10 protein-coding genes are annotated in these 15,003 nt (G+C 63.2%); 6 read left to right on the top strand and 4 right to left on the bottom strand.

The genetic code is table 11. The features are described from left to right. Positions 1 to 23 precede the first annotated feature (23 nt). On the bottom strand, positions 24 to 1,142 hold the full coding sequence (locus AC3RCM_RS12170) for a glycosyltransferase 61 family protein (RefSeq protein WP_004576556.1): 1,119 nt from the start codon (positions 1,140 to 1,142) through the stop codon (positions 24 to 26). Positions 1,143 to 1,371: 229 nt separating this feature from the next. Continuing rightward, entirely contained in the window at positions 1,372 to 2,526 is a 1,155-nt protein-coding gene (locus AC3RCM_RS12165; protein ID WP_003253880.1) for a GNAT family N-acetyltransferase, read from the bottom strand. Positions 2,527 to 2,977: 451 nt separating this feature from the next. Between AC3RCM_RS12165 and AC3RCM_RS12160 the strand changes: the two genes are divergently transcribed. From AC3RCM_RS12160 to AC3RCM_RS12150, 3 genes are all read left to right on the top strand, one after another. Beyond that, the gene (locus AC3RCM_RS12160) at positions 2,978 to 4,597 is read left to right on the top strand and encodes an NADP-dependent glyceraldehyde-3-phosphate dehydrogenase (protein ID WP_020190270.1); all 1,620 of its coding nucleotides are present in this window, start codon (positions 2,978 to 2,980) and stop codon (positions 4,595 to 4,597) included. A gap of 110 nt (positions 4,598 to 4,707) precedes the next feature. Then, positions 4,708 to 5,187 carry a VOC family protein gene (locus tag AC3RCM_RS12155; RefSeq protein ID WP_064493271.1) on the top strand — a complete coding sequence of 160 codons (480 nt, stop codon included), beginning with the start codon at positions 4,708 to 4,710 and terminating at the stop codon, positions 5,185 to 5,187. Positions 5,188 to 5,238: 51 nt separating this feature from the next. Then, entirely contained in the window at positions 5,239 to 6,420 is a 1,182-nt protein-coding gene (locus AC3RCM_RS12150) for a DUF8534 domain-containing protein (RefSeq protein WP_492629639.1), read from the top strand. Positions 6,421 to 6,534: 114 nt separating this feature from the next. Here AC3RCM_RS12150 and ilvA read toward each other — a convergent pair whose 3' ends face one another. Further along, positions 6,535 to 8,094, bottom strand: coding sequence for a threonine ammonia-lyase, biosynthetic (gene ilvA / locus AC3RCM_RS12145; RefSeq protein WP_081273300.1), 1,560 nt, complete (start codon positions 8,092 to 8,094; stop codon positions 6,535 to 6,537). Between the two features lie 181 nt (positions 8,095 to 8,275). Next, positions 8,276 to 8,707, bottom strand: coding sequence for a PACE efflux transporter (locus AC3RCM_RS12140; protein WP_010954313.1), 432 nt, complete (start codon positions 8,705 to 8,707; stop codon positions 8,276 to 8,278). 192 nt (positions 8,708 to 8,899) lie between these two features. On the opposite strand from AC3RCM_RS12140, the gene nfrB reads away from it, so the two are divergent. Genes nfrB through AC3RCM_RS12125 form a run of 3 tightly spaced genes read left to right on the top strand, consistent with a single transcriptional unit; the run spans position 8,900 to position 14,915 of the window. Next, entirely contained in the window at positions 8,900 to 11,074 is a 2,175-nt protein-coding gene (nfrB, locus tag AC3RCM_RS12135; protein WP_104887715.1) for a cyclic di-3',5'-guanylate-activated glycosyltransferase NfrB, read from the top strand. Then, positions 11,071 to 14,076 (top strand): phage receptor, encoded by a 3,006-nt coding sequence (locus tag AC3RCM_RS12130; protein ID WP_064493269.1) that lies wholly within the window; start codon positions 11,071 to 11,073, stop codon positions 14,074 to 14,076. Before nfrB ends, AC3RCM_RS12130 begins: the two co-directional genes overlap by 4 nt. Continuing rightward, positions 14,076 to 14,915 carry a DUF4434 family protein gene (locus AC3RCM_RS12125; RefSeq protein ID WP_064493268.1) on the top strand — a complete coding sequence of 280 codons (840 nt, stop codon included), beginning with the start codon at positions 14,076 to 14,078 and terminating at the stop codon, positions 14,913 to 14,915. The genes AC3RCM_RS12130 and AC3RCM_RS12125 overlap by 1 nt, the downstream gene beginning before the upstream one ends. Positions 14,916 to 15,003: the final 88 nt, after the last annotated feature.

The following is a 15,003-nucleotide window of genomic DNA, read 5'->3' as shown; positions in this document are numbered from 1 at the left end:
ATCCATGCACCGATACTACACACTTATCGTGGGAACAGATCCAACGTGCGCTCCACTTCGTCAATATCGATCCTGAAACCATCGCCTTCCGGCAGGCCCACCACAAAGCCAAAATGCTGCTGGTCACGATCCGTCAGGTATTTGTAGTAACTGACGAAACGGTTCGGCGGCTGCAAAGTCAGCAGGCAGCCTCCAGCCTGCAGCACATTCACGCCATGCACCAACTGACTACCCTCCACCCCGATGACCACTTTAGCCCCGGCGCATGCCGCGATAATGCTCGGCACATCGGACTTCAGCGGGTTGACGATGCGAAAACCGCGGGTAGTACGCAAGTGTTCGGCAAGCTCCAGCTCGTTGCGCAACAGGCGCAGGTCACCATCACCGCCCCGCAACAGGAAAACCCCCGGGTGCTGCGTGTACGACACATGCGAGAGCAGCTTGTCACCCATGGCTCGGTAGCGAGCATGCCGGCTGCGGTTGTTGCTCTGGTCATCGAACAGCACCAGCTCACGGAAGAACGCACTGCGCAGGCGCAAAGGCTTCATGTCCAGCCAGTCTTCATAGGCCGGTGCCTGGGTAAACAGCGGATACCTGGCAGACGGGGCGGTGGTCACCGGGATGCCCTCGTTGCAGGCCAGCGCATAGGTCGGACAGTCTTCCATCAACCAGGTGCCGAACCAGGCGTTACCGTTTTGCGTGCAGTAGATTGCAGCGCGATCGATTTCATTGTCGATGAGGATGGTCGGGAAGGTACTCGGCTTCTGTGACAGCCAATGGCTGGCTTTGCCCTTGTACAACGCCCCTTCGACCAGCCATACATCCTTGATCAAGTAGCCACGGGTTGGCCCTTGCAATGTGTTGACGCCCCCCTCCATGGTCTGCGCCGGGTGCACGTAGGGGTAAAACCGCTTGCCTTCCCAGCCCGTCACCCGCTCCAGCTGACCAGGCAGGAAAATGGCCGGCGGCGAAACCGTGGCTTCGCCCGGGGCGATGTCCCAGCACTTGGTGGCGACGCTCTTGAGATCGGTCGCCGTTTTTCCACCCAGCCGTTTGCGCGCCATGTGGCGGTAGGCGGCCAAGGTCCAGCTGTGTTGCCTGGCTGCGGGCGATGCACTGAACTGCGAGATGTCGCTTCCCATGAAGCGTCCTCCCTTGATGGCGAAGTGTGGAGCCCGGCGCTAGGCGCTGTACGAAAAGTCTTGAGACGCGGGTCAGGCAAGGCGAAAACAGCCGAGGAACGGCCGGGGTCGCGCCCGACTGTACTGGAGTACATGAGCATTCCGAGGCTGTTTTCAACGCAGCATGAACCAGTATCAAGGCTTTTCTTACAGCGCCTAGGCGCCAGATCAAAGCATCCCTGGCAGTTACTCAATTGCTCGTGACTCTTTCCATGGTGGGCGGTGATTGCAAGCTGGCGTAACGGCTGCGCAACGTTTGCACAAACGGTTCGCCTGCCCCGCTGCCGCCATAGAGATAAATCTTGTGCAGGCCACCAAACACCATTTCGTGATAGCGACTGGCAACTTCTTCATCGCTTGGGCCATCCGGGAGCCCCAGATGCAACGTCAGCTTGTCGCCTTCGACCGCGAACATCGGCGTATCCCACAAGAACTTTGCCGTACCGGTCTTGGGCAGGCGGACAAACAGGTACGCATGGTTACCCAGCGAATCGATATCACCACCGCGGCGGCGCTTCCACTTCAGCAGGCCGTCGTCCGGGCGCGCCAGACACAGGCCGATGTCGTAATAATCGAAGCCCTGCTCCAGTGCCCATTCAAGCGCCATGAAGGTGGTGATCGAATTCACCTCGCGCAGTTTCTTCGCATCGGAAAACACCGCCTCGCAATAGCCAAAGCGCAACGTGCTCCAGTAACGCTTGCCGCCGCGTACCACTTCACACCCCAGGTGACAGCCGATCACTTCATCGCCCAACATGATCAAGTCAAGCCGGCCGACACTCTTGGCAATACGGAACACCTCTTCGGTAGGAAACTGCGCGGCATGAATGCCCTGCCGGGCCGAAGCATAAGGGCGCAGCAGATCCCGGTCGGCCATGGCGATTTCTTCGTCCGAAAGAGCTTGGCGCATGTGATACAGCGGCCGGTTCTTGCGAATGCTGCGCCGCAGTTCGCTGTCGTAGCGGGCCGTGATGTCTTCCAGAGGGCGCCCCAAGGGCACCACGGCGCTCAGGTAGTGCGGCACTGACAGCGCCCCCGACGTGGGCATTTCGCTGATGACCACGACGTGGCTGGCAGCCGCCGTGGCACTTGCACCGTCCACGATCGATGCGCTGCCCTGGCCCTTGCCCCCAATCAGCAGCTTGGCCATTTCCCGTTGCTGCTTGCGGCCGATGTAGAGGATTTCGTACGGGCTCTCCTGTTGCGGGCGAAACCTGGCGACTTCCCAACGCCAGAGACAGGCACGCGCCATCATTTCTCGCATTTTGCTGGCCAGCAGCCTGATTTCGTAGCGCATGGAGGGCGACAGGAGCTTGCGCGCCACAGTCGTCAAGGTCTTTTTCATTTCTTCTTCGACGTCCTTTTGAAGTGCACTATTGGCCAATCGGAAAAAGAGAAAAATCCAGCAAAAACACTTAACACTTTGATTTTTATAGTATGGCTTGCAACTTTCTAATCACATTCAGTAACAATTTAAGATGCCTGCAAACGCTTTGGCAAGCGGCTTCTGGCTGACTTTAGATCAAGTTTCATGGCGTCAAATTCCCCGCATCAAACCGACGCTCAACAACACATTTGCTATAACCGTGCCCATCAAGCTCCGCTGGCCACTTCGCTATCCATGAATAACCTTTGACGACTTGCATCAACGTCTCTCAGGCCGCTGACGGATTGCCGGGCAGGCATTGGCGGCCATGTTGAACCAGACTGGTGTTTTTCCGGCAGCCAGTGCATGCTCGCAGCTGAAACGATTCAACTGACTTGAAAACCGCCCTTTGATGTGAGGTGCAGTACCCATGGACCGTTTGCTCGATTCACTCTTCCCCAGCGCCGAGAACATCCCGGAAACCTGGCGCCTGGGAGCCCCACTGGAACAACGCGACTACCTGGTCAACGGTGAGCTCAGGCGCTGGGACGGCCCGTTGGCCACGGTGCGCAGCCCGGTGTGGCTCAAGCAAGGCGACGAAGAGCATCAGGTCATACTGGGCAGCGCCCCGCTGCTGGATGCCGAGACCGCGCTTACCGCCCTCGATGCCGCCGTACAGGCCTATGACAAAGGCCGTGGCGCCTGGCCGAACATGCGCGTGGCCGAGCGTATCCAGCATGTGGAATCCTTCCTTGCCCGCATGCGTGAACAGCGCCAGGCCGTGGTCAAGCTGCTGATGTGGGAGATCGGCAAGAACCTGAAGGATTCGGAAAAGGAATTCGACCGCACCTGCGACTACATCGTCGACACCATCAACGCCCTCAAGGACCTGGACCGCCGCTCCAGCCGCTTCGAGCTGGAACAAGGCACCCTCGGCCAGATCCGTCGCGCCCCGCTGGGCGTGGCCCTGTGCATGGGGCCCTACAACTACCCGCTGAACGAGACCTTCACCACGCTCATCCCGGCGCTGATCATGGGCAACACCGTGGTGTTCAAGCCGGCCAAGTTCGGCGTACTGCTGATCCGCCCCTTGCTCGAAGCGTTCCGCGACAGCTTCCCGGCAGGCGTGATCAATGTCATCTATGGACGCGGCCGGGAAACGGTGAGCGCGCTGATGGCCAGCGGCAAGGTCGATGTATTCGCCTTCATCGGCACCCACAAGGCCGCCAGCGACCTGAAGAAACTGCACCCACGCCCGCATCGTCTGCGCGCCGCACTGGGCCTGGACGCCAAGAACCCGGGCATCGTGCTGCCCCAGGTCGACCTCGACAACGCTGTCGAAGAGGCCGTCACCGGGGCGTTGTCGTTCAACGGCCAGCGCTGCACGGCACTGAAGATCCTGTTCGTGCACGAGGATGTGGTCGAGGCCTTCCTCGACAAGTTTCAGCACAAATTGGCGGCGCTCAAGCCCGGCATGCCGTGGGAACCTGGCGTGGCGCTGACACCGTTGCCCGAGCCTGGCAAGGTCGACTACCTCGATGGCCTGGTTGCCGATGCGACGGAAAAGGGCGCGCGCGTGCTCAACGAAAATGGCGGGCACAGCCGCGGCTCATTCTTCTACCCGGCCTTGCTGTACCCGGTCAGCCGAGAAATGCGCGTGTACCACGAGGAGCAGTTCGGCCCGCTGGTACCGGTGGTGCCCTACCGCGACCTGCAGACCGTGATCGACTATGTGCTGGACTCCGACTACGGCCAGCAACTGAGCCTGTTCGGCAACGACCCGGCCACCATCGGCAGCCTCGTCGACATCTTCGCCAACCAGGTCGGGCGCATCAACATCAATGCTCAGTGTCAACGCGGGCCAGACACCTACCCGTTCAACGGGCGCAAGAACAGCGCCGAGGGCACGCTCTCGGTGGATGACGCTTTGCGTGTGTTCTCCATCCGGACGCTGGTCGCCACCCGCTTCCAGGAGGCCAACAAAGCGCTGATCAGCGAGATCATTCGCAACCGCCAGTCGAGCTTCCTGACGACCGACTACATCTTCTGACCGCCGCGCTTATAGACAATCGATCTAGCATCACTGTCGATTTTCCATCTGGGCGAACGACTCTAAGCAACAGGGCGCCTTTCGGCGCCCATTGCACAGGAGAGTCGAACATGGCAGTCAAACCCATCCCCGAAGGCCAGCACAGCATCACGCCCTACCTGGCCATCAACGACGCCGCCAAGGCCATCGAGTTCTACAAGCAAGCCTTTGGGGCGGTGGAAATGTTCCGTCTCGATGCCCCGGGCGGTCGTGTTGGCCATGCCGAACTGAGAATCGGCGATTCGTCGCTGATGCTGGGCGACCCTTGCGACATGGAGGGCGGCCTCACCGCCAGCCAGAAGCTCAGCGGTGCGGGTGTAGGCCTGCACCTGTATGTTGAAGACTGCGACAAGGTCTACGCCCAGGCCCTGGCCGCCGGGGGCATCCAGTTACATCCCTTGACCGACCAGTTTTACGGTGACCGCAGCGGCACCCTGAAAGATCCGTTTGGCAACATCTGGTTCGTGTCCACCCACAAAGAGGACCTGACCCCCGACGAGATTCGCGCCCGTGCCGCGAAGATGTTCGGCGGTAGCCAAGCGGCGAGTTGAAAGCCGCGCGACTTTGCTTGAAGCTTGAGGCTCGTAGCTTGGAGCTGCTTCATGCGAATCATCGACAAAACCGCCACCCAGGTGCGCAGCCTGACCCCCGCTGAAGAGGAACTGCTGGTCGGCTTTGCCACCGGCAGCCTCGCCGGCCCGCGCCTGCTACAGGCCAACCAGCTACTGATGAAAGTGCGCAACGCCAACCAGTGGCTGGCTTGCGACTGCCGCAACGATGCCTTGCCGGTGCTCAATGTCACTCTCAACGGCAGCACCGGCACACTTTTCCTCAAGAACAACCCGGGCACCGCCGAGCACGCGCCTGGCTGCCCGTTCACCAAGGACGAGCGGGAAGCCGCCGAACGTGAAAACGACCCCGCCCCACCCGCCGCCTGGCTGCCACCCGATACACCCTTGCGCCTGATCAGCGACTTCCGTGCTGGCACGGCCGGCGCCGTCGGTGATGGCAACGACAGACGCGAACAGCAGCGCCTGCTGTCACTGCTGCTGACCTGGATTGAAACCAGCGGGCTCAACCTTTACGCCACCCACCTGAAAAAAGACCTGACCACACAGTTTGCCGAGTTGCGCAGCGTGGCCAGCCGCTATCCGCTGCTGGAGCGGGTGCCCGCCAGCAACTACCTGGAAACCCGCCTGGACATGAAGCACATGATGATGCTCAAGTCCCGCCTGCGCGAAGCGTCTGTGTTCGGCAACCATCGCCGCCACGGCCTGCTGCTGGACTGCGTCGACCAGATCAAAGGGCACAAGTTGTTCAACAACCGCAGCGAGGACGGTTTCGACTTCCAGGGGCATCACCTGTACTGGGGCGGGAGCCGCACCACCGGGCCGTTGCTGGCGCTGATGATCTACTCGCCGACCAGCGCCGGAAGCCATTTCTATGAGCTGATCCATGTGGCCAGTGTGCCCGTGCTGTCGCGCGCGCACCTGTTCCCGGTGTACCGTGATGAAGAGCGCGAGCCGCTCAAGGCATTGGTGTCGCTGATCGACTGGATGGCCAGTAAAGGGGTGAAAGTGCAGATGCGTCGCCCCGTGATTGGTGGGCAGGTGATGGATGAGCTGGTGCTGACCTCGGACCAGGACCGGGTGTTGTCAGTGTCGCTGCTGGAACAGCCCATCGGCCCCGAGCCGGATACCGAGAACTTCAAGCGCTACGCCGACTTCAAAAGCCTGGAAACGTTCCGCAAGTTCGTTGCCGGCTTTTTCATGCGCGAGCGTTGAAATTGGCTCGCGCAGTTCCCTGCAGGAGATCGCCCTGCCCTTCGGGCGGGGCGGTCACTCAGCGAACACAGGCGGCAAGCGGCTAGACAAGGGTGCATTGGCCGCACAGGCGCGTCAGCCCAGGAACAGCTTGTACGCCGGGTTGTCAGTCTCGTCCCAGTACCGATACCCCATCTCGTCCAGCGTCAACGGCAAGCCCGCCAACTCGTCCGCTGGCACTTCCAAGGCAGCGAACACCCGCGCCTCCGCCGCACCATGGTTGCGGTAATGGAACAGGCTGATGTTCCAACGCTTGCCCAACCGCTCCAGAAACCCCAGCAACGCCCCTGGCCGTTCGGGGAACTCGAAGCGCAGTACCCGCTCATCAGCCCCTGACGCGGCATGCCCGCCGACGGTATGGCGCACATGCAGCTTGGCCAGCTCGTTGTCGGTCAGGTCCAGCACGCTGTACCCCTGCTCCCGCAAGCTGGCCAGCAACTGCTCACGTGGGTCGTGCACCGGGTGGGTCTGCACGCCAACGAACAGGCGCGCCTCCTTGCCGGGGTAGAAGCGGTAGTTGAATTCGGTGATCTGCCGCTTACCCAGTGCCTGGCAAAAGGCCCGGAAGCTGCCCGGCTGTTCCGGAATTGTCACGGCGATGATCGCCTCGCGCTGCTCACCCAGCTCGGCCCGCTCGGCCACATGGCGCAAGCGGTCGAAATTGACGTTGGCCCCGGAGTCGATGGCCACCAGGGTCTGCCCCTGCACACCTTCACGCGCCACGTACTTCTTGATACCGGCCACGGCCAAGGCCCCGGACGGCTCGGTGATCGAACGGGTGTCGTCGTAGATATCCTTGATCGCCGCGCACAGCTCGTCACTGCTCACCGTCACCACCTCGTCGACGAAGTGGCGGCACAGCTCGAAGCAATGGGCGCCGATCTGCGCCACCGCCACGCCATCGGCAAAGGTGCCGACCTGCGGCAGGATCACGCGCTCGCCGACGGCCATGGCAGCCTGCAGGCAGTTGGAATCTACCGGCTCGACGCCGATCACCTTCACGTCAGGGCGCAGGTACTTCACGTAGGCGGCGATACCGGCGATCAAGCCGCCACCGCCCACGGGCACAAAGATCGCGTCCAGCGCCCCCGGGCGCTGACGGAGGATTTCCATGGCCACGGTACCCTGCCCGGCGATCACATCCGGGTCATCGAACGGTGGCACGAAGGTCGCGCCTTCGCTGTCGGCCAGCTTCAGCGCGTGGGCCAGCGCATGCGGGAAGCTCTCGCCATGCAGCACCACATGCCCGCCGCGCGAACGCACGCCTTCCACTTTCAACGATGGCGTGGTGGTGGGCATGACGATGGTTGCCGTCATACCCAGATGCGATGCGGCCAAGGCCACGCCCTGGGCATGGTTGCCCGCCGAAGCGGTGATCACCCCGCGCTCACGCTGCACATCGGTCAGACGCGACAGGCGGGTGTAGGCACCCCGGATCTTGAACGAAAACGTAGGCTGCAGGTCTTCGCGCTTGAGCAACACCTGGTTGCCCAGGGCGGCAGACAAGGCCGGGGCCGCTTGCAGGGGCGTTTCAATGGCCAGGTCGTACACCGGCGCCGCAAGAATGCGCCGCACCTGCTCCGACAGCAGTTGCTGGGGGGTGACGGTAGTACGAGGGACACTGAAGCTGGTCATCGATGACTCCTTGGCTATTTTTACGTTGCCCAGGAGTCAGAGAGAAAAAACCCGCCTCCAGGGCGGGTTCGGTGCACGTACGCGCTAGCCCGCCAAGCTGATAATGGCGGTAATAATAATGGCGTTCACGTGCGGGAATGTATTCATGGGGTAGGAACTTAGCCTGCCTCGCAGCCGAAAGTCAACACTTGGCCTGCTGCGCCGAAAGCGGCACATCGAACACCTTGTCGAAGCCCCACTGGAAGACAAAGGCGTAAACGAAGAAGAACACGAACAACGCCAGATTGGTCAGCAGTGCGGCCCACAGGCTCACGTCCAGCCAGTACGCCACCAGCGGCAACAGGATCACCACCAGCCCACCCTCGAAGCCCAGCGCATGCAGCAGGCGCCGCAGGAAGGTGCGCTCACGTTTGGGCTGGCGCGCTTCCCAACGTTCGAATACCCAGTTGTAACCCATGTTCCAGCTCATCGCGATGCCTGACATCAGCACCGACAGCACGGTCGACTGCGCCATGCCGGCGCCGAACGCCAGCTCCAGTGCGGGCGCCACACAGGCGACGGCGATGGCCTCATAGAGAATGGCCTGGACGATCTTGCGGGCCTTACCTTGCATGTTCAGCTCCCTGAATGAACGACCTGTAAAGCTACAAGATGCAGCCCGCAAGAAACAGCCCGAAATTTGGACAATCCCGCGTTCGGCTGCTTGTATCTATTCCGTACATGACAGTGACATCTCCTGCACCTTCGTCGAGGGAACGAACGAGGATAAGACGATGGCCCACTCTGCCCTGCCGGTGGCTGACACATGAGCCTGGTATTCATCGATTTTCTCACTTACCTGCTGTTCGGCCTGAAGCTCCTGGCGATCACCCTTGCCTCGTTGATGTTCCTGCTGGGCCTGGACGACCTGTTCATCGATCTGTGCTATTGGGGGCGCACGCTGATCCGGCGTTTTCGCATCTACGGCAAGTTCGAAAGGGCCGATGAGAAGCGCTTGTACGAAGTCCCGGAAAAACCGTTGGCCATCATGGTCCCCGCCTGGAACGAAGTCGGCGTGGTCGGTGAAATGGCGCGCCTGGCCGCTTCGACCATCGACTACGAGAACTACCAGATCTTTGTCGGCACCTACCCCAACGACCCGCAAACCCAGGCTGACGTGGACGCGGTGTGCCTGCACTTCCCCAACGTGCACAAAGTGGTCTGCGCCCGCCCCGGTCCCACCAGCAAGGCCGACTGCCTGAACAACATCATCGACGCGCTGCTGCGCTTTCAGCAGGACGCCGGCATCGAGTTCGCCGGTTTCATCCTGCATGACGCCGAAGACGTGATCTCGCCGATGGAGCTGCGCCTGTTCAACTACCTGCTGCCGAGCAAGGACATGATCCAGATCCCGGTGTATCCCTACGCACCGGAGTGGAAGGGCTTCACTGCCGGCCACTATGTCGACGAGTTTGCCGAAAACCACGGCAAGGACGTGATCGTGCGCGAAGCGCTGACCGGCCAGGTGCCCAGTGCCGGCGTCGGCACCTGCTTCAGCCGCCGCGCCATCAGCGCACTGCTCGAGGACGGTGACGGCATTGCCTTTGACGTACAGAGCTTGACCGAAGACTACGACATCGGCTTTCGCCTGAAGCAAAAAGGCATGAAGTGCATTTTCGCCCGCTACTCCATCACCGACCCGGCACTGACCCTGAAGCAGGAATGGCGCCCAGGCATGAGCCGGGAATTCTCCCAGGTGATCTGCGTGCGCGAGCACTTCCCGCGTGACTGGCAGCATGCCATCCGGCAGAAGTCGCGCTGGATCGTCGGCATCGTGTTCCAGGGCACCAGCAACCTCGGCTGGAGCCGCAAGGGCGCGCTCAACTATTTCCTCTGGCGTGACCGCCGCGGGCTGTTCGCCTACCTGCTGAGCTTCCTGGTCAACCTGTTACTGCTGGTGTTGCTGGCCATGTGGCTAGTCACGGTGATTGCGCCGGAGTCGTGGCGCTTCATGTCGATCCTCAGCGACAGCTGGTTGCTGTCGACCCTACTGTGGCTGAACGGCCTGATGCTGCTCAACCGGCTGTTCCAGCGCGCCTGGTTCGTCACCCGCTTCTATGGCATCGGCGAGGGCCTGCTGTCGGCACCGCGGATGATGTGGAGCAACTTCGTCAACTTTTTCGCCAACCTGCGTGCACTGCGCCAGGTAATGGAAATGGGCGATTCGCGGCGCGTGGCCTGGGACAAGACCACCCACGAGTTCCCCGCCATCGCCACCCCGGCTCGCACACCACTGGGCCAGCGCCTGGTGGCCAAGGGCCTGATCACCGACGAACAGTTGCAGCAGGCCATCACCAGCCCGGTTCGTCGGCGCCTGGGCCGCGAGTTGCTGCTGCGTGGCTGGCTGAACAGTGAGCAGTTGGTGGCCACCCTGGCCGAACAACTGGACCTGCCCTGGGCACCGCTGAACCCGTTCAAGCTCAGCCCGCAACTGATCGCCAAACTACCGCGCAAGCTGGCCACCCATTACGGCGTACTGCCCGTGGACGAAGACGGCGACACCCTGATCCTGGCCAGTGAAAGCCCGGTCAGCCAGGTGTCGCTGGGTGTGATCAGCCGCCAGCTGAAACGCCCGGTCAAGGCACGCCTGGTCCCCCAGGGCCGGGTCACGCTGGGCCTTCGCTACCACTACCCAAGCCCCTGGCAGCATCAAGAAACCCGAGACATGCTGGCCGTGCTTGAACGCCACCAGGACGACGAAGCGCTGCTGGAGCGGGTCAGCCATCACCAAGTCATGCTAGGCGCGCTGCTGCAGGTGCGCGGCATGGTCCCTGTCACCCTGTTCAACCAGGCGTTGATCGACTTCGACCCCGAACACCAAAGCCTCGGCGAGCACCTGATTGCCCGCGGCATCATCACCAGGCAGGTGCTGGAACAGGCCCTGATCGAACAGGCCAGTGAACAGCAAGTGGCGATTGATCTGACCCGGGAGGTGGCATGAAGCCGCGTTTTTCCCTTGCTTTCACTGGCCTGCTGCTGTGCTCCGCCGCCCTGCCCGTTGCCGCTTCGGCGCCGATGACCGACTTCCAGCGGTTCACCAGCTTTCCGTTCATGGACCGCAGCTATCGCGAGGCCAGGAAAGACAACTGGGCTGAAGTCGAGCGCCTGACCCGCCATGTGCTGGGCCGGGTACCGAACAACGACGAAGCCCGCGCCCTGCTGGTCGAAGCCCTGGCCCACCAGCGCCGTTACAAGGAGGCCCAAGCGCTGGCTGAACAGCTAGGCGACAGCCCCGAATATGCCGACGCGCTGCTGGAGCTGCGCCTGACCTGGATCGAGCAGGACCCGCCACCGGCCAGCCAGGTGGACCAATGGCTGGCCGCCAGCGACGGCAACCACCGGGTACAGCTGTGGCAGGCCTACAGCCTGAGCCTGGCCAAGTTTGGTGGCGCTGCCAAAGCGCTGGACTGGCTCAACCAACTGCCGCCCGGTGGGGACGGCCAGGTCCTGCGCCTGGCCCGGGCCACCTTCGCCGAACAGCTGCGCAACTGGAAAGAAACCATCGAGCAACTGCAGCCGCTGGCCGACACAGGCCAGTTGCCTGCCCAGGACTGGCAACGCCTGGCCAATGCCTATATCCAGCAAGTCGACGAAAAGGGCCTGACTGCGCTGCTGACCCAAGCCCCCTCCCCCGCAGCAGCCAACCAGACGCGGCTGGCCATGGCCAACCGCGCCATTGCCGTCGGCCACCACCAGCAGGCCCAACGCTGGCTGCAGTCGCTACCGCCTGATCAACTGCAGCAACCCGAGCAGCGCCAGCAACTTTGGCAACTGGCCCGCGAAGGCGACGATGCAGCGCTGGTGCGACGCCTGAGCAACGACCTGCAGCGCCCCTGCCTTGAAACGGTCGACTGGCTGTCACATCAAGACCCGGACCTGGCCCGGGAACAGTTCAAGGCCTGCTCCGCCAGCGCCGACCCTCGGGCCTATGCCGTGCTCAAGCAGCGCCTGTATGGCGCCCCGTCGCCGCCCCCGCAGCCGCGCACCGCCGCAGAATGGGAACAACGCTATCGGCAGACCGGCGACCTCGCCGCCCTGGAACAAACCACCTTCCTGTTGACCGAACAGGGCGACGGCGATCACGCACGGCACTTGCTGGAGCAAGCCTACGACCGCCGCCAGGGCCGCCTCGGCCCATCGCTGCTACAGCGTCTGGCCAACCTGTATGCCCGTGACGACGGGCCCCTGGACAGCCGACGCATGCTCGGCCTGATACCCCGGGTCAACGCCAACACCCGCGCCCAGTTGCTCGGGCGGCTGGCCGAGGCCGGCCAGTGCGATGCCGTGCGCCAGGCAGTGCCGGCCACCCCGAGCGAACCGGGCCAGTACCGCGCCCTCGGCCGTTGCGCCATGCCCGACCAACCGGGTGCGGCGGTGGTCTACTACCAGGCTGCCGAGCGTTTGGGCGACCCTGGCAACCGTCTACCGCTGGCCTACGCACTCGAAGCGGCCGGCGACTCCGAAACCGCCCAGCCGATCTGGCGCAGCCTGCCAGACAGCGCCTTTACCGATAATGCCCGCCTCACCGCTGCCCGCGGCGCGCTGAATGCAGGCGACGCCGATGCAGCACGCCGCTACTGGGACGCTGCCGCGCACCAGAGCGCTGATGACTGGGCGCTGGGCGCCGCCATCGCCCAGCGCCAAGGTGACCCGCAGGCCGCGCTGGGCTTCCAGCGCCAGGCTCTGGCGCACAGCCCGCGCCCCGACCACTACTACGCCGCATCCAGCACCGCACAACTGGCCGGCGACAGTGCGCAGAGCACCGCCTGGCTGGCCGAAGCCGTGCGCCTGGCCCCCGACCAGCCGCGCTATCGCGCCGACTACGGCATGCGCCTGGCTGGCTCGACGGACAAGGCTCAGCGCATGCAATCGATTCCCTACCTTGAACGCGCCACTCACGACTTCCCCGAGGACTACCGCCTTGGCGAAACACTCGCCTTGCGCTATGACGAACATGCCGACAGCGCTGCGGCACGCCGCGAACTGCGCCGCATTCTCGACGTAGAGCAGAACCTGGTCGACGGTGATGACGAATACGGCAGCCTGGAGGCCCGCAAGTACCGCCAGCGCCGCGCCCACGAGAGCCTGTCACGGCGCGACACCATTACCCTGGCCAGCACCTGGTCGCCGGCCGGCACCTCGACCAACGACAAGTTTCTCGACAATGGCCAGCGCAGCGGCAGCTCGCGCCGGGCGCAATCGCAGAACGTGCAGCTGGCCATGTGGGACCATGCCCTGGGCGAGGAGCCCAGCCGCAATGGCAGCACCCTGTCAGTGTATGGCCGGGTACTGTTCGGTGGCCAAAGCCGCACCGACTATGCCCAGAGCATGGGAACCGGTGTCGGCCTGCGCTACAAGCCGCTCGGCCAGTCCAACCTCAACCTGTATGCCGAGCTTTACCACCAGCGGCAGATCGACGAAGCACACTATCGCGGTCTCAGCCTTGGCCAGTTACTGAGCCCGGCCAAGGTCGGCGGCAACTGGGGCGATTTGCGCCACCACGCCGAATCGAGCAATGACCTGCTGCTGCGCGCCACCGCCTCGTTCCTCGACCAGGGAGGCTGGCGCAACGATTGGCGCATCGATGAGGACGACTGGAACGAACGATTCCTCTACCTCGATGCTGCCTGGTGGACCCGAGCCGGCGACCATGCCTGGCTGTCGCGCTACCAGCAGGGCCACGCCTGGAAGCTGCCGGGCAGCTCGCCGCAAACGCTCATGCCCTACGGCTTTGTCGAGTTCTCCAGCCAGGACCCCAGCAACGACTGGCGCCAGGACGCCCGCGCCGGGGTTGGCGTGCGCTGGCAATGGTGGTTCGACGACGACCGCTACAACGCCTACCGCGGCTCGCTGAAAGTGCGTGCCGAGTACCAGCAATCGCTGGGCGGTAACCTCTACGAGCGCGCCAACGGTGTGCTGGTCGGTGCGGAGATGACCTTCTGATGCGTACGCTCATCGCCTTCTGCCTGCTGGCCCTGTGCCTACCGGCCACCGCTGACCAGCGCCTGTTCTACCAACCCCTTAACCGCGATGCCAGCGTCACACCCGCCCAGTGGCAGCACCTGTGGCAAGCCACCGTGGCCAGGGGTGGCAAAACCCTGATCGTGCAATGGAGTGCCTATGGCGACAGCGATTTCGGCGGTGCCCAGGGCTGGCTGGCCAACAGCCTGCGCACCGCGCGTGCCGAGGGCTTGCAGCTGGTGCTGGGGCTGTACATGGACCCGGCCTACTACCAGCGACTCGACGAGCTGGATGGCGAGGGCCTGAACAGCTACTGGAAAGCGCAGCTGGGGCGCTCGCTCAGCCAGTACCAGCAACTGCGCCAGGCCTGGCAGTTGCCAGTGGACGGCTGGTACCTGCCCATGGAGCTGGACGACCAGCATCTGCGCGAGACCGAACGGCGCGATGCGCTGTACAGCCAGTTGCAGGCCTTCAACCGCCAGTTGGACAAGCCGTTGCATATCAGCGCCTTCAGCACAGGCAAGCTGACGCCGCGGGTCAATGCCCTCTGGCTGGATCAACTGGCCGGCTTGGGCTTGACTGTGTGGTGGCAGGATGGCGCCGGCACCGGGCGTTTGCCGGCGTTGGTGCGTCAGGGCTATGAGCAGGCCCTGCCGTGCCGGGTGGGTGTGGTGCGCGAGGCGTTCCGCCAGGTGAGCGCGCCGGAGCAGGCGTTTCGGGCGGAGCCCGCCGAGCCCCGGCTGGGTAGCGGGTGCCATGCCGAGGCAGTGTTTGCCTTGCGCTACCGGCCTTGGGCCCGAGGTATCTTGCCACAGCAATGAATTACCAGGGCCGGCCTCTTCGCGGATAAACCCACAGGGCCCCCACACCGTACGGTCCCTGTAGGAGCGGGTTTACCCGCGAAAGTTC

This window comes from Pseudomonas sp. GW823-FHT05G12, from assembly GCF_058795575.1.
Note: the sequence above shows the minus strand (reverse complement) of the source record. Positions and strands in the feature narration are given on the sequence as shown.